The 22,253-nt window shown below is 62.0% G+C and carries 22 protein-coding genes; 16 read left to right on the forward strand and 6 right to left on the reverse strand.

Going from position 1 to position 22,253, the window contains the following annotated elements:
- Positions 1 to 349: 349 nt before the first annotated feature.
- The 8 genes from AB3X94_RS12860 (at position 350) to AB3X94_RS12895 (ending at position 8,996) form a co-directional block, all read left to right on the forward strand.
- The gene (locus tag AB3X94_RS12860) at positions 350 to 2,284 is read left to right on the forward strand and encodes an AMP-binding protein (RefSeq protein WP_368611728.1); all 1,935 of its coding nucleotides are present in this window, start codon (positions 350 to 352) and stop codon (positions 2,282 to 2,284) included.
- Positions 2,285 to 2,287: 3 nt separating this feature from the next.
- Complete coding sequence (locus tag AB3X94_RS12865) at positions 2,288 to 3,499, forward strand: acyl-CoA dehydrogenase family protein (RefSeq protein WP_368611729.1); 1,212 nt, start codon at positions 2,288 to 2,290, stop codon at positions 3,497 to 3,499.
- A 78-nt stretch (positions 3,500 to 3,577) separates the two neighbouring features.
- On the forward strand, positions 3,578 to 4,738 hold the full coding sequence (locus AB3X94_RS12870) for an acyl-CoA dehydrogenase family protein (RefSeq protein ID WP_368611730.1): 1,161 nt from the start codon (positions 3,578 to 3,580) through the stop codon (positions 4,736 to 4,738).
- Positions 4,739 to 4,757: 19 nt separating this feature from the next.
- Positions 4,758 to 5,495, forward strand: a complete 738-nt coding sequence (locus AB3X94_RS12875) for an enoyl-CoA hydratase (protein WP_176111394.1) — start codon at positions 4,758 to 4,760, stop codon at positions 5,493 to 5,495.
- 47 nt (positions 5,496 to 5,542) lie between these two features.
- Positions 5,543 to 6,337 (forward strand): enoyl-CoA hydratase/isomerase family protein, encoded by a 795-nt coding sequence (locus AB3X94_RS12880; RefSeq protein ID WP_176111393.1) that lies wholly within the window; start codon positions 5,543 to 5,545, stop codon positions 6,335 to 6,337.
- Between the two features lie 52 nt (positions 6,338 to 6,389).
- Entirely contained in the window at positions 6,390 to 7,169 is a 780-nt protein-coding gene (locus AB3X94_RS12885) for an SDR family NAD(P)-dependent oxidoreductase (protein ID WP_176111392.1), read from the forward strand.
- A gap of 21 nt (positions 7,170 to 7,190) precedes the next feature.
- Positions 7,191 to 8,183 (forward strand): nitronate monooxygenase family protein, encoded by a 993-nt coding sequence (locus AB3X94_RS12890; RefSeq protein WP_176111391.1) that lies wholly within the window; start codon positions 7,191 to 7,193, stop codon positions 8,181 to 8,183.
- 132 nt (positions 8,184 to 8,315) lie between these two features.
- On the forward strand, positions 8,316 to 8,996 hold the full coding sequence (locus AB3X94_RS12895; RefSeq protein WP_368611731.1) for a TetR/AcrR family transcriptional regulator: 681 nt from the start codon (positions 8,316 to 8,318) through the stop codon (positions 8,994 to 8,996).
- A 20-nt stretch (positions 8,997 to 9,016) separates the two neighbouring features.
- Here the strand turns inward: AB3X94_RS12895 and AB3X94_RS12900 are convergent, their stop codons facing one another.
- Positions 9,017 to 9,904 carry an SDR family NAD(P)-dependent oxidoreductase gene (locus AB3X94_RS12900; RefSeq protein ID WP_176111389.1) on the reverse strand — a complete coding sequence of 296 codons (888 nt, stop codon included), beginning with the start codon at positions 9,902 to 9,904 and terminating at the stop codon, positions 9,017 to 9,019.
- A 180-nt stretch (positions 9,905 to 10,084) separates the two neighbouring features.
- Between AB3X94_RS12900 and AB3X94_RS12905 the strand changes: the two genes are divergently transcribed.
- The 3 genes from AB3X94_RS12905 to AB3X94_RS12915 are packed head-to-tail and all read left to right on the forward strand — an operon-like array spanning position 10,085 to position 12,733.
- The gene (locus tag AB3X94_RS12905) at positions 10,085 to 10,528 is read left to right on the forward strand and encodes a nuclear transport factor 2 family protein (protein ID WP_368611732.1); all 444 of its coding nucleotides are present in this window, start codon (positions 10,085 to 10,087) and stop codon (positions 10,526 to 10,528) included.
- Entirely contained in the window at positions 10,525 to 11,544 is a 1,020-nt protein-coding gene (locus AB3X94_RS12910) for an SDR family NAD(P)-dependent oxidoreductase (RefSeq protein WP_368611733.1), read from the forward strand. Before AB3X94_RS12905 ends, AB3X94_RS12910 begins: the two co-directional genes overlap by 4 nt.
- Before the next feature lie 37 nt (positions 11,545 to 11,581).
- Entirely contained in the window at positions 11,582 to 12,733 is a 1,152-nt protein-coding gene (locus AB3X94_RS12915; RefSeq protein ID WP_368611734.1) for a Gfo/Idh/MocA family protein, read from the forward strand.
- 401 nt (positions 12,734 to 13,134) lie between these two features.
- Here the strand turns inward: AB3X94_RS12915 and AB3X94_RS12920 are convergent, their stop codons facing one another.
- Genes AB3X94_RS12920 through AB3X94_RS12940 form a run of 5 tightly spaced genes read right to left on the reverse strand, consistent with a single transcriptional unit; the run spans position 13,135 to position 17,702 of the window.
- A complete protein-coding gene (locus tag AB3X94_RS12920) occupies positions 13,135 to 13,911 on the reverse strand; it encodes an enoyl-CoA hydratase-related protein (RefSeq protein ID WP_176111385.1) in 777 nt (258 codons plus the stop codon).
- Positions 13,912 to 13,954: 43 nt separating this feature from the next.
- Positions 13,955 to 14,719 (reverse strand): glucose 1-dehydrogenase, encoded by a 765-nt coding sequence (locus tag AB3X94_RS12925; RefSeq protein ID WP_176111384.1) that lies wholly within the window; start codon positions 14,717 to 14,719, stop codon positions 13,955 to 13,957.
- A gap of 38 nt (positions 14,720 to 14,757) precedes the next feature.
- Positions 14,758 to 16,011 (reverse strand): CaiB/BaiF CoA-transferase family protein, encoded by a 1,254-nt coding sequence (locus AB3X94_RS12930; RefSeq protein ID WP_176111383.1) that lies wholly within the window; start codon positions 16,009 to 16,011, stop codon positions 14,758 to 14,760.
- A 2-nt stretch (positions 16,012 to 16,013) separates the two neighbouring features.
- Positions 16,014 to 16,490, reverse strand: a complete 477-nt coding sequence (locus AB3X94_RS12935) for a MaoC/PaaZ C-terminal domain-containing protein (protein ID WP_176111382.1) — start codon at positions 16,488 to 16,490, stop codon at positions 16,014 to 16,016.
- Between the two features lie 48 nt (positions 16,491 to 16,538).
- Positions 16,539 to 17,702, reverse strand: coding sequence for an acyl-CoA dehydrogenase family protein (locus AB3X94_RS12940; RefSeq protein WP_368611735.1), 1,164 nt, complete (start codon positions 17,700 to 17,702; stop codon positions 16,539 to 16,541).
- Positions 17,703 to 18,087: 385 nt separating this feature from the next.
- Here AB3X94_RS12940 and AB3X94_RS12945 point away from each other — a divergent pair, with 385 nt between their 5' ends.
- The 5 genes from AB3X94_RS12945 to AB3X94_RS12965 all read left to right on the forward strand — a co-directional run bounded on the left by AB3X94_RS12945 (position 18,088) and on the right by AB3X94_RS12965 (position 22,224).
- Positions 18,088 to 18,453: a Zn-ribbon domain-containing OB-fold protein gene (locus tag AB3X94_RS12945; RefSeq protein WP_008917696.1), complete on the forward strand. Its 366-nt coding sequence runs from the start codon at positions 18,088 to 18,090 to the stop codon at positions 18,451 to 18,453.
- Between the two features lie 57 nt (positions 18,454 to 18,510).
- Positions 18,511 to 19,662 (forward strand): thiolase, encoded by a 1,152-nt coding sequence (locus AB3X94_RS12950; RefSeq protein WP_018436056.1) that lies wholly within the window; start codon positions 18,511 to 18,513, stop codon positions 19,660 to 19,662.
- A gap of 116 nt (positions 19,663 to 19,778) precedes the next feature.
- A complete protein-coding gene (locus tag AB3X94_RS12955) occupies positions 19,779 to 20,579 on the forward strand; it encodes an enoyl-CoA hydratase/isomerase family protein (protein ID WP_368591446.1) in 801 nt (266 codons plus the stop codon).
- A gap of 11 nt (positions 20,580 to 20,590) precedes the next feature.
- Entirely contained in the window at positions 20,591 to 21,397 is an 807-nt protein-coding gene (locus tag AB3X94_RS12960; protein WP_368611736.1) for an enoyl-CoA hydratase/isomerase family protein, read from the forward strand.
- Between the two features lie 17 nt (positions 21,398 to 21,414).
- Positions 21,415 to 22,224: an enoyl-CoA hydratase/isomerase family protein gene (locus AB3X94_RS12965; RefSeq protein WP_368611737.1), complete on the forward strand. Its 810-nt coding sequence runs from the start codon at positions 21,415 to 21,417 to the stop codon at positions 22,222 to 22,224.
- Positions 22,225 to 22,253 lie beyond the last annotated feature (29 nt).

Genomic DNA, 22,253 nt, shown 5'->3' on the forward strand with positions numbered 1-22,253 from the left:
GGCTCCTTGGTCCCGAGAATCGGTTACGATCCGGTTCGTGTTTAACAATATGAATGATGTTCGAAAAGTAGCGCATTTTCGCTTTCATGTCCATGCAATTGTGCAGTGCGCAAGGGTGAGATCGTGCCGAGCATTTCGTGCTTCATTCGCGCCGGATCGCGGGTTGGATATCCGGCTTCCTTGTGGGTGACAACGGATAGACGCGGGTTCGATTTCGCGCTATGCTGGTTCAACATGATGATCGACGTTCAATTATTGGTTTGTCTTGATCCGCGAGATTTGCGTGTATCGGATGGCGATGCGAGCGCGCGCGGGACATGACTTGCCAGATAACAACAGGACGATTCAGATGGATGCAGGTACGGCTTCGCACGATGCCCTGATGGATGTGCCGTTTCGCCCGATCCGCCTCGGCGGCATGGACGCGATCGTCGAGCGAAGGCCCGATGGAAGCGTGGTGTATGAACTGAAGGAACCACTCGAACCGTATCCCGTCCGCTTGACGGAGCGGCTCGAACACTGGGCGAGTGTCACACCCGAGCGTGCGCTGCTCGCGCGGCGCACGCCCGACGGCAAGTCATGGGAGTCCCTGACCTATCGGCAGGCGTTCGACGGCGCGCGTGCGCTGGGGCAGGCGTTGCTCGACCGAGGCTTGTCGCCGTCCCGTCCGTTGATGATTCTTTCGGATCGGAGCTTCGAACACGCGCTGTTCGCGCTCGCCGCATTGCACGTCGGGGTTCCCTATATTCCGGTGACGCCCGCATATTCGCTCTTGTCGCAGGACTTTTCGAAGCTCAGGCAACTCGCTGCCGTATGCACGCCCGGTCTCGTCTTAGCTGATGACGGCGCGCAATATGGCCGTGCGTTGCGCGAGGTGTTTGGCGACGTGGAATGTGTCGTCGTCGGTCCGTTGCCGGAGGGGCGTGCCGGTTCGCGTGTCGCCGACTGGCTGAAGACGCCGGTTACGGCCGACGTCGAAAAGGCGTTCAACGCGGTCGGCCCCGATACGGTGGGCAAGATCATGTTTACTTCGGGAACGACGGGCGCACCGAAAGGCGTCATCTACCCGCAGCGTATGCTGTGTAGCAATCGACAGCAAGTCGCCCAGGTGTTCGCGTTTCTTCAGGATGGGCCACCGGATCTCGTCGACTGGCTGCCGTGGCATCACACCTTTGGCGGCACGCACAACTTCGGCATGGTGCTGTATGGCGGGGGTACGTACTACCTGGACCCAGGCAAGCCAACGCCGGAGGAAATTGGTCCGACGGTGCAGGCGTTGCGCGAAATCGCACCGGTCATCTACCTCAATACGCCTCAAGGGCTGGCCTCGCTGATTCCGCATCTGAAGGCGGACGAGGCGCTGCGCAAAAAATTCTTCAGCAAGCTCGCGCTCATCTACTACGGCGGCGCTAGCCTGCCGAAGCACATCTGGGCGCAACTCGACGAGCTCGCGGTGCGAACCATCGGCCAGCGTGTTCTTATCATGTCGGGCATCGGCGGCACGGAAGCGGGCCCTACGCCAATGTCGGCAGCCTGGGATCCGCGACGCGAGGCTATCGCGGGTTTGCCCGTGCCCGGCGTCAAAGTGAAAGTGGCTCCGGTGGACGAGAAGCTGGAAATCCGCTTTTTCGGCGACTGTGTTACGCCCGGCTACTGGAAAGATCCCGAGCGCACCGCCGCCGCGTTCGACGATGAGGGCTATTTCCGCTCGGGTGACGCCGCAACCTTCATCGACCCTCAGCGTCTCGAACTTGGACTGCGTTTCGACGGACGCATCGCGGAGAACTTCAAGCTATCCACGGGTACATGGGTCAACGTAGCGGAGTTGCGACTGTACGCGCTGAACGTGTTTGGCCCGTATGCGCGCGACATCGTGATCGCCGGGCACGACCGCGAATACCTGAGCGCGCTCGTCTTCCCCGACATCGAAGCGTGCCGTGCGCTTTGCGACGACCTTCACGATCCGATGCCGGACGTCGACCAGATCATCAACAGCCGCGGGGTGCGCGCCTTCTTCCAGGCGGGGCTCGACAAGCTCGCCGCGCGTGCTGGCGGTAGCTCTGCCCGCATTGTCCGCATCGTGCTCGAAAGCGAGCAGCCGACGCTCGATAACGGCGAATTGAGCGCGAAGAGCGCAATCAGCCAACGCAATGTGCTCGAGCGGCGTCGTGGCGTCGTGGACGAGCTCTATTGCGTGCCGCCCACGCCGCGCACCCTGGTCGGTAACGCTGCCGCGGCAGCTGATGCAGATCGAGTTCAACGTACTGAAAACGCTGGAAGCTAACCAATGGATTTTCGCGTAGACCCCGCGGACATCGCGTTCCGTGAAGAAGTTCGGGCGTTTCTCAAGCAGCATCTGCCGGCGGATATGGCCTTTCGCGGGCAGCAGGGGTTTCTCGCAGGCGATGACGATTCGCAGCGCTGGACCCGCATTCTGCATGAGACGCGCGGATGGTCAGTGCCGCATTGGCCGGTTGCGGACGGCGGCACAGGCTGGAGCGCGATGCAGCGCTACATATTCGAAGAAGAGTGCTATCTGGCGGGTGCGCCGGCGCAGAACCAGGCGGGTGTGTCGCTGGTTGGCCCGGTGATTTGCGAGTTCGGCAATGAAGAGCAGAAGCGCCGCTTTCTGCCGCCGATTCAACGCGGGGAAGTGTTCTGGGTACAGGGCTTTTCGGAGCCGGGCTCGGGCTCCGATCTCGCGTCTTTGCGTACGACGGCGGTTCGCGATGGAGACCATTACATCGTCAACGGGCAGAAGATCTGGACCAGCTTTGGCACCTCTGGCCAATGGAATTTCGTGCTGGTGCGCACGGATACCGAAGCGAAGCCGCAAAAAGGCATTTCCTTTTTGCTGCTCGACATGACGTCGCCGGGTGTTACCGTGCGACCGATCGGCTCGCTCGACGGCTGCAACCACCTTGCCGAAGTGTTCTACGACAACGTGCGCGTGCCCGCCGAAAATCTGATCGGCGAAGTGAACAAGGGCTGGGGGTATACGAAATTTCTGCTCTTCAACGAGCGCGCGTTCCTCGGCGCCGAGGCCCCGGCGCTCAAGCGCTATCTGCGCAAGATCCGGCACTACGCGTCGCGCGAGCACGCGGCCGGCAAGCCGTTGATCCAGGACCCGACGTTTGCGGCGCGTCTTGCGCAGTATGAGCTGGAGGTTCGCGCGATCGACATGGCGGTGCAGAAGATCCTGCATCAAGGGGTCGACGAGCGCAGCGGTGGAATGGCAATCGGCTCGATGCTAAAGGTGCGAGGCTCGGAGCTCCATCAGAAGCTGACCGAGATGCTGCTCGAGGTGATCGGCGACTACGGTGCCGTGTTCTATCCTGATCCGAACGAAGAGCGAGCGCTGCGCGACTCGTCGTTTATCGGGCCCGAGTACGCGCCGGGCCTCGCGGCAGAGGTTTTCTATCGACGTGCTTGCACGATCTATGGCGGGACGGCCGAAATTCAGCGAAACATCATCGCCAAGGCGATGTTCGACCTGTGAGCTCGAGTCGATCCACGAACATCCGTCGATTCCCGTTGGGGGGAATCGCATCAATTGCCGGCAGAAAGAGGGTGCAGCATGGATTTTGAGTTGAGCGACGAACAGCGGATGCTGCTGGAAAGCGCGCAGCGCTTTGTGCAAAAGAGCTATACGTTCGAACATCGCCGCAATCTGGCCTCGAAAGAAGGAGGCTTTTCGCGCGACACGTGGCGCACGCTCGGCGAAATGGGCTGGCTCGGTATCGCCGTTCCGGAGGAAATGGGCGGGCTCGGTTTCTCGCCCGTCGAAAGCGCCATTGTGGCCGAGCAGATCGGCCGCGCGCTGGTGTTGGAACCGTATGCGATGTGCGGTGTGTTTCCCGCGTCGTTGGTGACTCGCTGTGGGCGCGAAGGGCAGCGCGAGACGCTGCTTGCCGAGATCGTCTCGGGGGAGGCTGTTTATGCGGTCGCGCACAGCGAACGCGAGGCGCGAGGCCAGGTGCACTATGTGACGGCCACCGCCAAGAAGACCACCGACGGGACCTGGAGGCTGGATGGCTACAAGACGCTCGTGGTGGGCGCACCTGTCGCCGATCGCCTCCTCGTCGTCGCACGCACGGCCGGTGCGGCCGGCGACAAGGATGGCATCGGTATTTTCGTCGTCGATCCGAAGCAGGCGGGCGTGACGCTCAAGACCTGCGCGTTGCTCGACGGCACGCCATCGGCCGACTTGCTGCTCGAAGGCGTCGTGGTGGCGCAATCCGATGTCTTAGACGAAGCGGGCAATGCCTTCGAAGGGCTGCAGGCCGCCGTCGACGAAACGATCGTCGCGCTCTGTGCGGAACTCGTAGGCGATATGGAGGATGCCATCGAACTCGCTTCGGAATATTTGAAGACCCGCAAGCAGTTCGGCGTCGCGATCGGCAGCTTCCAGGCGCTGCAACACCGGATGGCCGACATGGCGATCGATGCGATGCAGGCGCGCGCAACACTGCATCGCGCATTGCTCGCGCTCAGCGAGAACGGGCCAAATAGAAGCGTCGAGGTTTCAGGCTGCAAGGCGCAGACCACTCGCAGCGCGAAGTTCGTGACGCAGCAAGGCATCCAGTTGCACGGCGGTTACGGCATTACGAACGAATACAAGGTCGGCCATCACTATCGCCGCCATCTGGTACTCGACGCGTTGTTGGGCAACATGGACTATCACCTGAATCGTTACGCACGGCAGATTCAGTGCGAGGTATTGGCTGCGCTGGCGTGAACCCTATCGAGGAATTGCGATGGACGCGAAAGTAACCGATTTGCTCGGCGTGACTCGAGAAGACGCCGTTCTTACGCTGACACTGAATCGGCCCGAGGCTCGCAACGCGCTGAACCTTGCATTGACCGAAGCACTCGTCGGCGCGTTGAACCGCTTCGAAGCGGACGAAAGCCTGCGTGTGCTGATCGTGACCGGCGCCGATCCGGCCTTTTGCGCGGGGCTCGATCTGAACGACTTCTCGGCGCCCGATGCGCCGCGCTCGTGGGTCGCGGAAATGATCGATATGTGGCCGCGCATCACCAAGCCGGTGATCGCGGCGGTCAACGGCGCTGCCGTTACCGGCGGTCTGGAACTTGCGATGGGATGCGATTTCATCATCGCGTCCGAGCGCGCGCGCTTTGCCGATACGCATACGAAAATCGGCGCGCTCGCCGGCGGCGGTATGACTGCGAGATTGCCATATATAGTGGGTCCGAGGTGGGCCAAGCAGATCAGCTTTACCAGTGACCCGATCGACGCGGCCACGGCGTTGCGCATTGGCCTCGTCAACGAGGTGGTCGGCCACGATCAACTGATGGAGCGCGCAAGCTCACTCGCGAAGACGATCGCGAGTCGCCGGCCCGATCTCGTCGCGACGGTCAAGCGTGTGATCGATCAGGGTGCGCTAACTTCACTGGAAGAGGCTTTGCGAATCGAGAAGGCTGCAATGGCGCAAGGAAAGAAGAATGGCGGCATGGCGTGGCAGGTGGGGAAATAAGCGGCTGCCCAACCAAAGCGCTTAACTCAAGGGACGTATGTACCCGCATGGCAAATCTCTACGATCTTCCAGACGATATTCAGGTGACAGCCGCCGGCGGCCTGCGCATCATCACGCTCAATCGGCCAGACGATCTGAACGCGTCGACCACGGAGATGCTGTTCAGCTATCCCAAGCTTTTTGCTGCGCTAGCCTCGGACCCCGACGCGCGTGTCGGCATTCTCACCGGTGCGGGACGAGCGTTCAGTGCTGGCGGAAACATGAATCACTTTGTCAAGACGCTCGACGACCCCGAGTTCGCCGCGCACGTCCAGGAGAACGCGCGTCGAACGATACACGGCTTCATCGACGTGCCGATTCCGCTGATCGCCGCGGTCAACGGGCCGGCCGTCGGCTGGGGCGCGACAATGGCGACCTTGTGCGACATCGTTCTGATGTCGGAGAAGTCGTTTCTCGCGGAACCGCATATCAACATCGGTCTAGTCGTCGGTGATGGGATCTCCGTGGCGTGGCCGCTCTACACCAGTCTGCTGCGAGCGAAAGAACTGATCTTCACCGGCGACCGCATCACACCGCAGCAGGCGGTCGAGTTCGGTCTTGCCAATCGCGTCGTCGAGCCCGAAAAGCTGATGGACGAGGCCTTGGCGCTTGCTGAAAAACTGCTCAAGCAACCGCGCAATGCGCTGCGCGAAACCAAGAAGCTGATGAACCTGCATCTTCATCGCAGCGCGGCGCAGATGCTCGACACGACGCTTGCGCGGCAGTTGGCGGCGACGCTCAGCAACGAGCATCATCAGATCGCGTCGGCTTTCATCGCTCAGCAGAAACGCAAGCAAGGCTAATTCCGCTCGCCGAGTCTCGTGTTCATCCGTCCGCTCATTTCGTGGAGTACCAATGCGCTCATCACTATTCGACCTCACCGACAAGGTCGCGATCGTCACCGGATCGAGTCGCGGCATCGGTTACGCCAGCGCCCTCGGCATGGCGGAGCACGGCGCGAAAGTCGTCATTTCCGGCCGGAACGCCGACGCCTGCGAAACTGCCGCGCAAACCATCAATGACAAGATCGGCAGCCGCGTGGCCATGCCGTTCGCGTGCAATATCGGCCGTAAAGCCGAACTGCAAGGACTAGTGGCCACGGCGAACGGCGAGTGGGGCCGAGTCGATATCGTGATGGCCAATGCGGCGATTCATCCTTGGATCGGATCCACCCTGGATCTGCAAGACGAAACGTTCAACAAGTTCATGCAGGTCAACGTTCAGAGCAATATCTGGCTCGCGCAATTGACCGTGCCTGGCATGATCGAGCGTGGCTATGGGCGCTTCATTTCGGTGGCATCGGTGGTCGGACTGTTCGGCGATGCCGCGACGGGAACTTACGGGCTCACCAAAGCCGCCGACATGCAGCTCGTGAGGAACCTCGCGATGGAATTCGCAGCAAAGGGCGTCACCGCCAATTGCATCGCGCCCGGAACGTTCAAGACCGAGATGGCGCGATCGCAATGGGAGGACGAGGCGATGGTCGAATGGTACCGTGGCCGTAATCCATCGCAGCGCTTCGGCGAGGTCGAGGAGATCGCCGGGCTCGCCGTGATGCTCGCTTCGCCTTCGGGCGGTTATATCAACGGCCAGACGATCGCGGTGGATGGCGGCCACACGATTTCGTTTCGCTGACGTGCGGGAGGAAATGGCATCGTGCGCCCCCACACGTTCAGCACGCGAATCACCGATCTGCTCGGTATTCGCCACCCGATTCTTTGCGGCGGTCTCGGGCCGCGCGTATCCGACGCACGGTATGTCGCGGCGGTGGTCAACGCAGGCGGCATGGGCTTCATTGTCGGCGCGGGCTTTCCCGATTCCGACGAATTCCGCAATGAGTTGCGCACCTGCCGTGAGCTCACCGGTGCCAGGAACTTCGGCGTCAATCTGTACATATCGCGGCAAGCGGGTGGCGTGGAGCGGGTCAAGCAACAGATCCGCATTCTGATCGAAGAGAAGGTTGCCTGCGTGGAGACGGCCGGTGCGAGCCCGGAAGCGGTTGTGCCGCTGCTCAAGGAGGCGGGCATCAAGGTTTTGCACAAGGTGCCCGCCGTGCGCTATGCACGTACGGCGGCGCGGATGGGCGTCGACGGCGTGATCGTCGTCGGTAATGAATGCGGCGGCCATCCAGGCGTCTACCAGATCGGCAGCATCGTGCAGGCCGCGCAGGCGCCGCGGGAAATCGGCTTGCCGGTCGTGATCGGCGGCGGCATCGGCACCGGGCGGCAGCTTGCAGGGGTGCTCGCGATGGGCGCCGACGCGGTCCTGATGGGTACTCGCATGATGGTCGCCGAGGAGCTATGGATTCATCCCGAGGTCAAAGCGAAGGTCGTGGCGGGCGACGGCAGCGAAAGCGTCGTGGTCAAGTCTGCGATTCGCGATCACCACCGCGTGCTGCGCAACGAGAGCGCCGAGGCGGTCATGGAACTGGATCGTGCGCAGGTGAGCGAGTTCGAGCGGTTCCGTCCGCACGTGATGGGCGCGCTCGCGCACGAGGCTTACGTGACTGGCGACACACGCAAAGGCATGATCGACTACGGGCACGCCGCGGTCTTTGCTGACGCGGTCCGCAAGGTCGAGGCAATTTTCGATGAGATCATCGACGACGCGGTGGCGGCGTCGAGCCGGTTGAACAGACTGATGACCTAGACGACCAGCGCGGCGACGATAGAGCGAGTAGCAGCGCGTCACGAGGCTCAGGCGGTTGCGACCCCCAGGCTACAATCTGACGCGAAGTGGTTCCAATACCGGCGAACCATACGCATCATCTATCGACAAGTCATGAGCGCAGAGAAAGGGTCGCGAGCCGCGCGTAAGGGGGAGGCTTTACCACGCGCAAAACGGGGTCGCCCATTCAAGGCCGATGCAGAGAGGCGCCAGGACGAACTGCTCGACCATACGCTGGAACAGTTCATGGCCGTCGGCTATCGAGCCGCGACGATGGACGGCATTGCGGCATCGTTTGGCGCGAGCAAGTCTACGATCTACCGGCGCTATGGAAGCAAGGCGGGCCTGCTGCGCGCGGCGATGGAGCGCGGCGTTCCGCTGCTGCTCGATCCGCTCACCAACGTGTCCACCGACGCACGTCGTTCGCCGCGCTCCGTGCTGCGCGACTATGGGGAAATCATCCAGTCCTACCATGCGGACCCGAGCATACGCGCGATGTGGAGGGCGGTAAGCGAGGCGCGAGAAGAACTGAACGAGATGCTCGAAGACGTCGTCGATCAGCAAGACAGGGCGTTGGCTCCGATCGCTGAGTATCTCACTGCGTTGGCACTCAACGGAAAGATCGTGGTCTCCGATCCGCGCGCGGCGGCCGCGTGCTTTGGCGCGCTGACGAGCGGCGGCCTCGCCAGCTTCCTTGGCGAGCCGCTTCGCGATAAAGAGCGGCATGCCGCGCTAGAGCTCGCACTTACGCTGTTCCTCGACGGCATACTGCCGCGCGCAATGGATCGGAAGTAGTCGCGATTTCCGTTACGGCATTAGCCAAACAGTTTGCGCAAGGTGCCGCCCATCGGAACGGGGAGCGTTGCGCCATCGTCGTATGGCCAGCGCAACATGCCGAGGGCGGCCGCGGCGCCTCCATCCACATGCAGCACCTGACCCGTGACCGATTTCGCAAGGTCAGACGCGAGGAACAATACGGCATTCGCCAGATCGTCCGCACTCGGAGGAGCTTGCAACGGGATGTACATCTCGAAGGCCTTCGCCCACCACTCGGGCGGGGCATCGGCGTTGAGCGAGCGCCAGGGTTCGGGAATAGCGGCGGCGTTGCCCGCGCTGGGCGTCGTGTCGGGCGCAATCAGGTTCACGCGGATTCCGAGCGGACCGAGCTCCCAGGCCATTGCCTTCGAGAAGTGGGTCGTTGCGGCCTTCGCGCCAGCGTAGACTGCGAAGCCGCCGGCACTGCGATGCGCTTCGATGGTCGTAAAGTTCACGATCGAGCCGCCACGGCCGCTGCGCTGTAGCAGCGGTACTGCGTGACGCATGGATTCAATCACGTAGCCGAAGTTGCGCTGAATGTCGTCCGCACAATCGCGTTGCGTACGTTCGATGAAGGGCTGCATACGAGTGCCGCCAACCACGTTCACGAGCAGATCGATCGCATCGAAGAAGCCCGCAGTCGCGTCATAGAACTGCGCGAGCTGCTCTGGCTGTGTGGCATCCGCGTGCATGCCGAACACGCGGCGGCCGAGCGCTCGCAATTGCGCCGATGTGTCCGCAATGCCTTCGTCATCGATGTCGCACAAAGCGATATCGACGCCGGCCTCGCCTAGTGCCAGGGCGACCGCCCTTCCAATTCCTGCGGCGCCGCCAATCAACACCGCTCTGCGACCTTCAAGTTCGCCTCTGCGATCCAGAATACCCATTCGCCTTGTCCTTTCGTTTAGTGATGTGCGCGACCGAAGCGTGTCGCGATCTCATGTATTGAATAATGGTACTGGCGGTGCTATTGTTGATCAAGAACATCAAGACAATCAGCGGAACACGCGATAGCGGGTTTCGGTAAAGACTCCGATGCGACCGCGTCGATCAATGGAGGAACCCGAGTGACCGACATCGAAAAGCTCGTTGCAATCGAGGAGATCAAGCAACTCAAAGCGCGTTATTTCCGTTGCATCGACACAAAGAACTGGGACGGATTCAAATCCGTGTTCGCGTCTGATGCCCGGTTCGATATCAGCGATGACGTGCCCGGATGCATTCTCGTCGGCAGGGAAAAAATCGAACAGGCAGTCAGTGTTCCTCTTGCGGAATGCGTGAGTGTTCATCACGGCCATTGTCCGGAAATCGAGATCACTTCGGGCACGACGGCGAGCGGCATCTGGGCGATGGAAGACATGTTGCGCTGGGAAGCGGACTCGGCATATCCGAATCGCACGCTCCACGGCTACGGCCACTATGTCGAGACCTACGAGAAGATCGACGGCCGATGGCATATCAAGAGCATGAAGCTGCAGCGACTGCGCGTCGATGTCGGAGCGCCGGCATGAACGCGCAGGACGTGTTGGATGCGGATTCGACAATTCGCTTCGACGGCCGCGTTGCGATCGTGACTGGCGCGGGAAGCGGATTGGGCCGCGACTATGCGAAGGCGTTGGCGGCGCGTGGGGCCGCCGTCGTCGTGAACGATCTGGGAACCGATCCGCGCGGCAATGTGCTGTCGGACATCGGTGCCCGGAGCGCGGCTCTGGGTGTCGTCGAAGAAATCGGAACCGCAGGTGGCAAAGCGATCGCCTGCCATGAAAGTTGCGCGACGAGAGCCGGTGGAACTGCAATCGTGGACGCCGCGCTGAACGCATTCGGCAGGGTCGATGTCCTCATTCACAACGCCGGATTTCTACGCAACGCGCCATTTGAGGAACTCACTGACGAGCAGATTCGCTCGATCATGGATGTTCACCTGATGGCCGCATTTTATGTGGGCCAGCCAGCGTGGCGCGCGATGCAGGCCGCGAAATATGGGCGAATCGTCCTCACCAGTTCCGCATCCGCGATGTTCGGTTCCGTGTGGCAAGCCAACTACGGTGCCGCAAAAGCGGGTTTGGTGGGGCTGATGAACAATATCGGCGCGGAAGGCGAGAAGTACGGCATTCAGGTCAACACGTTGCTCCCGTGCGGCGCCAGCCGGCTCGGTCAGGGCAGCGATGAATGGCCTGCCGATTTCCATGACGGTATGCCTGAAGATTTCGCACTGGTCGCGCCGGGCATCCGCAACGAATTCGTCGTGCCGATGGCGATATGGCTGGCAAGTGAACGGTGCAAGGCCAATCGCGCGCTCTACACGGCAACGGGCGGGCGGTTCGCACGCGTTTTCGTCGGCGAGGCCGATGGGTGGTTGAGCCAGCACGGCCGTCCTCCTACGCCGGAAGACATCGAGCGACATCTGGCCGAAATCGATGACACGACGCACTTCGACCAGCCGCAAAGCGTTTGGGGAGAGTTCGAATCGATCATCAGCGGCTATCGCGCCGAGGCAAAGCGGCGGCTGGAGCCGACAGGCCTTTGACCAACGACAGGGAGCAACGAGACATGGAGAAACGATCGTGACACGCAGAATCGGCATCATCGGCGCCAACTGGAGCCTGAAAGTGCATGGCAGCGCCTGGCGGCTATTGCCGGATGTGGAGGTTGCGGCAGTCTGCACCGCGCACCGCGAGACCGCCGAAGCAGCGGCGAAAGCCTTCGGCGTGCCGCGCGCCTATTGGGACGTGGCGGATCTCGTCGCCGATCCCACTCTCGACATCATCGATGTCGGCAGCCGGCCTTCGTATCGCTATGACATGGTGATGGCCGCGCTCAACGCGGGCAAGCACGTCTATGACGCGCTGCCGTTCGCGGTCGATACGGAACATGCGCTCGCGCAGAGCGAACTGGCCGCGAAAAAAGGGCTGGTCGGTGTGGTCGACGCGCAGTTCCGCTGGGTGCCCGCGGCGATGCACATGCTGAAGCTTGTTTCAGAGGGCTTCCTTGGCGAGCCACTCGGTTTCAATTTTCAGCTTCTTCAGCCATTGCGTAACCACGATGGTTTCATTTATCCCCACGCCTCCTATCCTGGCGGCGGCGTGTCGCCGTACAAGTGGTTAGCCGAATCCACAAGCGGCGGCAGCGCATGGCGCAATTTCGGCAGCCACATGGTCCTGTTTCTGATGCCATTGCTCGGCCGGGTGAAGGCGGCGACCGGGTCGGACACGACGGGCATCAAGCAATGGCGTTTGCCGGACGGTAGCACGTACGCGCCAGACACCGCCGATCTCGGCTGCGGCGTGTTGCGCATGGAAAACGGCGCGTTGGGCACGATCCAGACAAGCTGGGCCGTCGCCGACGGCCCTGGCATTCGTGCCGAATTGTGGGGAACGAAAGGACGTCTGCTCTACGTCGATCCTACGTTCGGCGATGGCATTTCATCGCGTCTCTATGCGGGCAAGCCGGAGCCGTTCGAGTTCGGCACGGCCGCAGGCGAATGGCTCGAAACCCCGGAGCACTATTTCGCCGTGCCGGGAACGGGGTTCTCGAAACAGAATGCTCCGTCGTACATGGTGTCGATGGGCTGGATGTTTCACGACATGCTCGAAGCGATCAAGCAGGAGCGCACACCATCGCCGAGCTTCGAAGAGGCTGCCCACGCGCACCGGGTAGTGGAGGCGGTGATCGAGTCCGGCCGCAGCGGACGATGGATCGAGATCGGCGATCGTTGAAGCGGCCAGCGTGGCCCCTCACTACTCGAGCCACGTCCTGATGCCCGCGACGACTCGGCAATCTGCCCGCGAGCCTGGTTCCTGTCGCGGGCGATGATTGCCCGCGCGATCTCATGCGCATCGGCCAGTTGCAGGACGATGCCGCGGGCCATCCCTGATCGCGCCGTGTTGGCGATACACGCGAACCCGACGTTTGGTTCGCTTGGGGAGAGGTTGCCGAGCGAGGGTGGATTAACCAGGCATGGAACTATCGGTTCTGAGGGCGGGCGCGGACTGCTAAAAAGGAGCCCGGAAACGACAAGCGCTTCCGGGCGCCTCACAATCGATGCATTCGTGCGGACTTTGAAGTGAGGTGGACGGGCGGCGGCTCGCACGCTCGCCGCCCACGCTTCTTCTTTCTCTTACTTCACGTACTTGCGGAACTCCGGCTTGCGCTTTTCGCGGAATGCATTGCCGCCTTCCTTCGATTCATCCGTGTCGTAGTACATCGCGAGCGCTTGCATTGCGAACGCACCGATACCGCGGATATTCTCGGTGTCGATATTGAACGAACGCTTCGCCAGCGCAATAGCGGTGGGACTCATCTGCAGAATCTCGTCACACATCTTCTTCGTTTCGGCGTCGAGCTGTTCGGGCGGCACGACGGCATTGATGAGACCCCAGTCGAGCGCCTGTTTCGCGCTGTATTTGCGGCACAGATACCAGATTTCCCGCGCGCGCTTCTCGCCGACGATGCGCGCGAGGTAGGCGGTACCGAAACCGGGATCGACCGACCCGACCTTCGGTCCGACCTGGCCGAACACCGCGGTCTCGGAAGCGATGGCGAGATCGCAGATCGTCACGAGCACGTTGCCGCCGCCGATTGCGTAGCCGTTCACCCGGGCAATCACGGGCTTCGGAATGTCACGGATGATGCTTTGCAGTTCCTCGATCGGCAGACCGACGGTGCCGCGCCCGTTGTAGCCGTCGCCGGACTGGTCGCCGCCCGTACAGAATGCCTTGTCGCCGGCACCCGTGAGCACGACGACGCCGATATCCTTGTTCCATCCCGCGAGGCCGAAAGCCTTGATGAGCTCTTCGACGGTGTTGGCGCTGAATGCGTTGTAGACCTTCGGGCGATTGATGGTGATCGTCGCGATCCCATCCGCCTCGTGATAGCTGATGTCCTTGAATTCCATGTCGTAGTCCAATGTTGTTGGTTGTTTGCGGCAGCGGAGCCTTTTAGCCGGCCATCGTCAAACCGCCAGACACGCTGATGACCTGGCCGCTGATGAAGGCGGCGTCGTCACTCGCGAGGAAGGCAACCACGCCCGGGATGTCGCTCGGGTCGCCCATGCGGCCGAACGGTACGGCCTTCACGAGGGCCGCCTTGATGCGCTCGCCTTTCTCGCCTTGCGCGAGGTTGTCGAGAAGAGGGGTCGCGGTGGGACCCGGGCAAACGACGTTGACGGGAATCATCTGGCGAGCCATTTCGCGCGCCATCGTCTTCGTGAATGCGATCAGGCCGCCCTTGCAGAAGGAGTACACCGCTTCCATCGAGGAGCCCACGCGCCCCGCATCCGACGAGATATTGACGACACGGCCGCGGCCGCGCTCGGACATCCGTCGCAGCACGGCATGGTGCATGTTCAGCGGTCCGTACAGGTTGATCGCAACCACCTTGTCCCAGAACGGCTTCTCGGTTTGCAGGAAAAATGCGCCCATGTCCCAGCCGGCGTTGTTCACGAGAACCTCGATCGGTCCCAGTTCTTCTTCGACTCTCGCCACCGCGGCATGCACGCCTTCGTGGTCCGTGATGTCGACGCGGTACGCGCGCGCCTTGCCGCCCGCTGCTTCGATCTCCGCCGCAACACGCGCCGCGCCCTCTTCGTTCAGATCGAACAGCGCGACGGTCGAGCCTTCCTCGCCGAATCGCTTGCTGATGGCTGTTCCGATCCCGCCTGCGGCGCCGGTGACGATGACGACCTTTTCCTTGAGCCCCTTCATTGATTCCCTCCGTGATATGCGAGGCGCTTTCGCGCCAGTTAATCCTTGCTCAGCGCTTCGGAAACTTCGTCGGCTTTTCCCGTGGCCCGGGCGAGCAGCGAGCTGGCCTCGTCTTCGCTGTAACCCGCTTCGATCAGAACCTGGATGCTGTGCTCGCCGAGATTCGGCGGCAGATAGCGAACGTTGCCGGGCGACTCGGAGAAGTGCACCGGTATCGAGGTCATTACCATGTCGCCTTCGGTTGGGTGCTCGAAACGCTGGAAGAAGCCGGTCTCCTTGATGTACGCGTCGTGCATCAGGTCTTTCAGGTCGCGTACCGGGCCGTGCGGCACGTCGGCGGAGGCGAAGATCGCGTTCCATTCCGCGGTCGTCTTGTTGCGGATCGCGTCGCCGACGATGCGGTACAGCTCGTTGATGTTGCGCATGCGCTCGGTCATGTGACAGAAGCGCGGGTCCTCGAGCAGATGCGCGGCATCGATTGCGCACAGTACGCGGCGCCATTGCTCGTTGTTCACGGCGAGCAGGCAGATATGCCCGTCTTTTGTCGCGTAGGGTCGGCGGTGCGGCGAGAACATGCGCGGATAGCCGAGACCGGTTCCGTCATTGGAGCCCAGCGCACCTTCCCAAAGATGCTCGAACAGATTGAATTGCAGCATCGTTTCGAACATCGGCACATGCACGAGTTGGCCGACACCGGTCCGCTCGCGGTGATAGAGCGCCATGCCGATCGACGACGCCAGCACGTAGCCGCAGAACTTGTCGACGATCACGGTGGGAAAGTAGCGCGGCGAGCCGTCCGTGTCGCGGTTCATCGAGGCGATGCCGCTCTCGCCCTGGATCACGTCATCGAAAGCGGGGCGGTCCTTGTAGGGACCGTCGATTCGATAGCCCGCGCCCGACGCATAGACGATGCGCGGATTGCGCGCCCGCACCGTCTCATAGTCGATGCCGAGGCGCTCGGCCGCGCTCGGGCGCATGCTGTGCACGATCACGTCGGCGGTCTCGACGAGCTTGAGCAGCGCTTCGCGGCATTCGGCCAGCTTGAGGTTCAGGATCACGCTCCGCTTGTTGCGGTTCATGATCGTATAGAACACGGCCATGTCGGGATTGCGGCCGGGACCGTTCTTGCGGTTCTGGTCGCCTTCGGGCGGTTCGATCTTGATGACGTCCGCGCCCATGTCGCCGAGCAACTGCGTGGCGACCGGACCGAGCACGTTGATGGTCAGATCGATCACGCGGACACCGGCTAGCGGGCCGGTCGCCTGTTCGAGAGGTTGTTGTGGATTTTCCATGCTCAGGCCTTGTACTCCTTGCCCTTAACGAGCCTGAGCGGCGTGTACACCATCACTTCCGTGCCGTCCTGCTTGACCACGCGGTTGCGGGTGCGCACGAGCCCGAGGCCGGGACGCCCCTTGCTAGGCCGGCATTCGATCACTTCGCATTCGACATGGATCGTGTCGCCCACGTAGGTCGGGCCTTTGATGTCGAGCTCCATGTTCAGGAACGCAAAGCCGACGCCCTGCATGGTGGCCTGCGTGAGTAGCCCTTCCATGAGCGTAAACACCAGCGCTCCCGGCGCGACACGGCCCTTGATGGCGGATTGCTCGCGCAAGAACTCGGTGTTGGTGAACAGGACTTCCAGCATGCCGGTCACCGAAACAAAGTTCACGACATCCGTTTCCGTCACCGTCCGGCCTACGGTCTTGAACTTGCGTCCAACGGGCAGATCCTCCCAGTGAATCCCCAGACCAACCGTTTCGATTTCTACCATTGCCTGTCCTCTGTTGTTGTCGCTCGATTGTTAGATCAGCTGTCGTCGTCAGTTCTTCTTGATGCGGCCGAGCACGTTGTCCGCGACGATGTTGCGCTGAATCTGGTTGGTGCCCTCGATGATCTGCACTACCTTCGCGTCGCGGAAATATCGATTGATCGGGTACTCGTTGGAGATGCCCGCGGCGCCGAAAAGCTGTACGGCGTCGGTCGCGACCTTCATCGCGACATCCGATGCGAACATCTTCGCCATCGCCGCCATGGGGGCGAGTTCACGGCCTCTGACGCCCGCGTCGACGAGCGACGCCGTGCGATAGACGAGTTGGCGCGCAGCCTCGGTCTGGGTGACCATGTCAGCGATCATCCAGCGCACGCCCTGAAAGTTGCTGATGCTCTGACCGAATGCAACGCGGTCCTGAATGAATTTGACGGTGTGATCGATCGCGCCCTGCGCGATGCCTACCGCGCGCGCGGCCACGATGGGGCGGCTGGTGTTGAGCGTCTCCATTGCCACTTTGAACCCCTGGCCGCCTTCGGGGCCGAGACGATCTTCCGTGCGGATGAAAGCGTCGTCGAAATAGAGAGGGCACGACGGGACGCCGCGCGCGCCCATCTTGTCTTCTTCATTGCCGATCGTCAGACCCGGCGTGTTGCGATCGACGATGAATAGATTGATGCCGATCGGCTGTCCTTCTTCATCGAGCGTCCTGGCGGCGACCAGAATGAAGTCGGCGATATGCGAATTCGTGCACCAGATCTTCGAGCCGTTGAGCACATATCCGCCGTTCTTGCGGCGTGCCGTGGTGCGAATGCCCGAGACGTCGGAGCCGCTTTGCGCTTCGGTAATCGACAGCGCACCGCGCAAGTCACCGGAGGCGAGTCCAGGCAGAAGGCGAGCCTTCTGCTCGTCGGTGCCGCCTTCAAGAATGGCTCCGAACGGTGTCCATTGCACGACCAGCAGATAGCCCGTGTTGTAGCAAACCCGCCCGAATTCCTCGACGGCGATACAGGCCGACATCAAACTGCCGGCGCCGCCATACGCTTCGGGAAACGGCAGCGTGAAGAGGCCCAGTTCCTTGAGCAGAGCGTACATGTCGTGCGGATACTCGGCCGTACGGTCGATCTCGTCGGCGCGTGTCACCACGCGCTCCCTTGCGACGCGGCGGATGAGGTCGCGGATCTGAACCTGGTCGTCTGTTAGTTCGTATGTCACTTCGAGCTCTCTTGCTAGCGGTTTTTCTGGGGCGGCCCCGGATTCGTCACCGGAGAGGGGACACGTCGCCCCCGCCGACCTCTTCCGAATCTCGCCCGGTATCTTCACGTAATTGAACAATGTTCGATAAATTAAACGAATCGCTTGCCGGTCGTCAAGCGCTGAAACCTGCGGCCGCGGGTTTCTCCGAGGTGCGCCAGCAATTTGGTCGAGATGTAGTTGCAGCCTTGCGCGGCGGGGCGTGGCAGGGGTTTCCCGGCGTTGACAGCGTCCTTCCAATGCGTTTAAGATTTGGAACAGTGTTCGGTTATGCGTTCCATTTTGACCCGACAGAGTGGCTCGATTCGGCGCGAGCCCATGGCAAAACGATTTGGAGGAGCGGGGAATGGACTCTCTTTGTCCTGAAGTCGATTATCAGAAGTTTCTGGCCGAGGGCCGCTTGATGATCCAGCGTAGCCGCAGCAGCGGTCGCTATGTGTTCTACCCGCGCGTAGCTGAGCCGGTTACCGGGATGCGCGACCTCGAGTGGGTCGAAGCCTGCGGGAAAGGCACGGTTTATTCCACCACCGTGGTGCGCCAGAAATCGCCCACGCCAAGCTACAACGTCGCCGTGATCGATCTGGAAGAAGGTGTGCGCATGCTCAGCTGTGTAGAGGGCATCGAGCCAGAGGCCGTGCGCATTGGTATGCCCGTGCAGGCGAAGATCGTGTACCGGGGAGATGCGGCACTGCTTGTGTTCGAACCAGCCTGACGCCCGCTAACCGCAACCGGCCGTCAAGAGCCGGTCGCACCGATGAAAGGTAGATCGATGGAATTCAACTTGCGCGGGCGTACCGCACTGGTGGCAGGCGCCACCTATGGCATTGGGGAAGCACCTGGCTTGTCGTCGCTGGATCTTGCTGCGCGCGCCTCCGTTGACGCGCTGGCTCAGGTAGGGCTGACGCCTGGCGATGTCGACGGGCTTTTCGTGTGTACGCCGGACGACATGCTCTCGGGCCTCACGTTTGCCGAATACCTCGGTATTAACCCGAGGTTCACCGACAACAATCGAAGCGGCGGCTCGGCGTTCGAAATTTACGCGCACACCGCGGCCATGGCGTTGTGCACGGGACAGATCGACGTTGCGTTGATCGCATATGGAAGCAATCAGCGCAGCGCGGCGGGCAAGCTGGTGCAATCGTCGCGCCCCTCTCCGTGGGAGAGCCCGTACAAGCCGATGAATCCGGTTTCGTCGTATGCGCTTGCGGCGGCGCGGCATATGCATCAGTACGGCACGAAGCGCGAGCATCTCGCCGAAGTGGCGGTAGCCGCGCGCAAGTGGGCGCAGCTCAATCCGGAAGCGTACATGCGTACGCCGTTGTCGATCGAAGATGTGATGGGCGCACGCCTCGTGTCCGACCCGCTTTCCGTGCGTGATTGCTGCCTCGTGACCGATGGCGCGGCGGCGGTCGTCATGGTGCGCGCCGATCGGGCGCGCGATCTGACCGACAAGCCGGTTTATCTGCTCGGTGCGGCTTCGGCCACCTCGCACCGCGAAATCGCGAACATGCCGGACCTCACGGTGACCGCCGCAGCGGAATCAGGCCGGCGTGCGTATGAGATGGCGGGTGTGAAAGCAGGCGATATCGACGTCGCGATGCTCTACGACGCTTTCACGATCAACACCATTCTGTTTCTCGAAGACCTCGGCTTTTGCGCTAAAGGCGAAGGCGGCCACTTCGTCGCGGCCGGCGGCATCGCGCCGGGCGGCCGGCTCGCGGTGAACACCAACGGCGGCGGTCTGTCCTGCGTTCACCCTGGCATGTATGGGCTCTTTCTGATGGAAGAATCGATGCGGCAATTGACGGGCCGCGCCGGCGAGCGCCAGATCCCCGGCGCGAAGCTGGCGATCGCGCACGGCAACGGCGGCGTGCTGTCGAGCCAGGCCACGGTGATTCTCGGAACACAGGAAACGCTGTAAGACACGCCGCCCGCCAGGGTCACTGTCAACAGCTTTGCATGGGATCGGAGTAAGTTCTTTGCATGGGATCGGAGTAGGCGCTAAAGCGCCAACTCCGATCGACAGGAGACGGACAGATGAGCGAAGAGACCAGCAACGATGCAGCAGAGATCGTACAGGTCCGGCAAGACGGTGCGATCGCGATCGTCACATTGAACTATCCGCAACGGCGCAACGCGTTTTCGTTGAAGATGCGCGAGACCTTGTACGCGCAGCTTTATCGCCTGATGCATCACGAGGAAACTTGCCGTGCGATCGTATTGACGGGCGCGGGCAATACGTTTTGCGCAGGCGGAGACATCTCGGAGATGCAGGCGCGCAAGGTACTCGAATACCGCCAGCGCAATGAACTGCCGCTCGATATTTTCAGGCTGATGGTCGAAGGACCGAAAGCGGTTGTCGCCGCCGTCGAGGGGTTTGCGTTCGGCGCCGGCCTCTCGCTCGCCGCCGCTTGCGACTACGTCGTCACGTCGTCGGCCGCGCGATATGCGAGCGCGTTCGTCAAGGTGGGGCTGCTGCCGGATACGGGGCTCTATTGGTCGCTGTCGCAGCGCGTGGGCGGCGGTCTTGCACGCGAACTGATGCTGAGTGCGCGCGAGTTCAATGGCGTCGAAGCAGGCGAGAGCGGTTTTGCGAATCAGGTCGTAGAGCCCGGCGAAGCGCTGAACGCCGCATTGAAGGTGGCGCAACAGTACGCGGAACTGCCGTCGGTGGCCACCGCGCACCTGAAGGCCGCGCTCGCGACGGGCATCCGCACGCTCGACGATGCGATCGAAGCCGAAGTCAACCTGCAGCCCATCCTGCGCCGCAGCCGCGAACACCAGGAGGCGGTGAGCGCCTTCATGGAAAAGCGCAAGCCGGTATTCGTGGCCGACTGAGGGAAGGCGATATGAGCGAAAAACGAACGGCAGAAAACGAAGTGACGTCGCTGATCGAGGTGACCCACGAGGGACCGGTCGCGATCGTGACGCTGAACAATCCCAGGCGCCGCAACGCGATGGGACGCCAGATGCGCCAGTTGCTGCGCGACACCATGCATCGGCTGATGGTCGACGATCCGGATTCGCACGCAATCGTCCTCACGGGCGCGGGCGAGCACTTTTGCGCGGGCGCGGACATCTCCGAGATGACGAAGCGCACGATCCTGCAAAGCCGCGAGATTCTGGCGGAGTCGTGCGTCGTGGTGCGGGAAATGCAGGCTGGACCGAAGCCGGTCGTGGCGGCGGTGGAAGGCGTGGCGTTCGGCGCCGGTCTGTCGCTCGCGGTGGCGACCGACTACGTCGTCGCGGCTTCGACTGCGCGGTTTTGCGCGGCGTTTCTGCGCGTCGGGCTGATTCCGGATACCGGCATTCTGTGGACGCTGCCGAAACGCATCGGCATGGCTCGCGCGCGAGAGATGCTCTCGCTCGCCACCGAGATCGACGGAGACAAGGCCGTAAAGATCCACCTTGCGAACGAAGTCGTCGAGCCGGGTACTGCGCGCGCGAAGGCGATCGAAGTGGCGCGCGGCCTCGCCGAACTGCCGCCGCTCGGCGTCGCGCTGCTGAAGGACGCGCTGACCAACGCCGCGACGACCATGGAAGGCGCGCTGAGAGCCGAGATCGACTTTCAGCCGATCCTGCGTCAGTCGAAAGACCATCAGGCTGCTTGCAAGGCGTTTATGGAAAAGACCACACCGGTCTTCACGGGCGAGTGAGCGCGGGGAGCAATGCGATGAGTATCGAGCAGGAAGAAAAGGCTGCGGACGAGATCGTGCAGCTACGCCGCGAAGGCGACGTGACTATCGTCACGATGAACTATCCCGAGCGCCGCAACGCGTTCTCCATGAAGATGCGTCTCGCGCTGACCGAAGTGTTCCAGCGGCTGATGCACGACGACCCGGATACCCGCGCGATCGTGCTGACGGGCGCGGGCGGCCACTTTTGCGCGGGCGGCGACCTGTCCGAAATGCACGCGGCCACGCCACCGCTGCTGGCGCTTCGTGAGCGCATCGCAGTGGGCGTGCGTCTTTTCAAGCTGATCTATACGGGCACGAAACCCGTCGTTGCGGCGGTAGAGGGCACGTGCTACGGGGCGGGGGTGTCACTGGCTGCCGCATGCGATGTCGTGGTAAGCGCCGATACAGCGAAATATTCGTGTGCCTTTAGCAAGGTTGGACTGTTGCCCGATACCGGCATTCTGTGGACGCTGCCGCAAAAGATCGGCGGCGGCAAGGCGCGTGAGCTGATGCTCAGGGGCAATGTGATCGACGCCGCCGAGGCGCGCCGCCTAGGCCTCGTCAGCGAGGTGGCCGCAAGCGGCGGCGTGCTCGATGCGGCAATCGGGACCGCGGCGCGCTTCGCGAGTTATCCGCCAGTGACGCTGGCGCTCCTGAAGGCGAGCCTTGTCAACGCGGGCAATTCGATCGAAGACGCATGCCGCCTCGAAACCGACCTCAATCCGCTGACCCGTCAAACGAGCGACCACACGGAGGCGGTAAAGGCCTTCATGGAAAAACGCAAGCCGGTTTTCACGGGCGCCTGACGCTGCCATTCTCCGTTGCTGTCTCTACT

The organism is Paraburkholderia sp. BR10923, assembly GCF_040948765.1.
Lineage (GTDB): Bacteria > Pseudomonadota > Gammaproteobacteria > Burkholderiales > Burkholderiaceae > Paraburkholderia > Paraburkholderia youngii.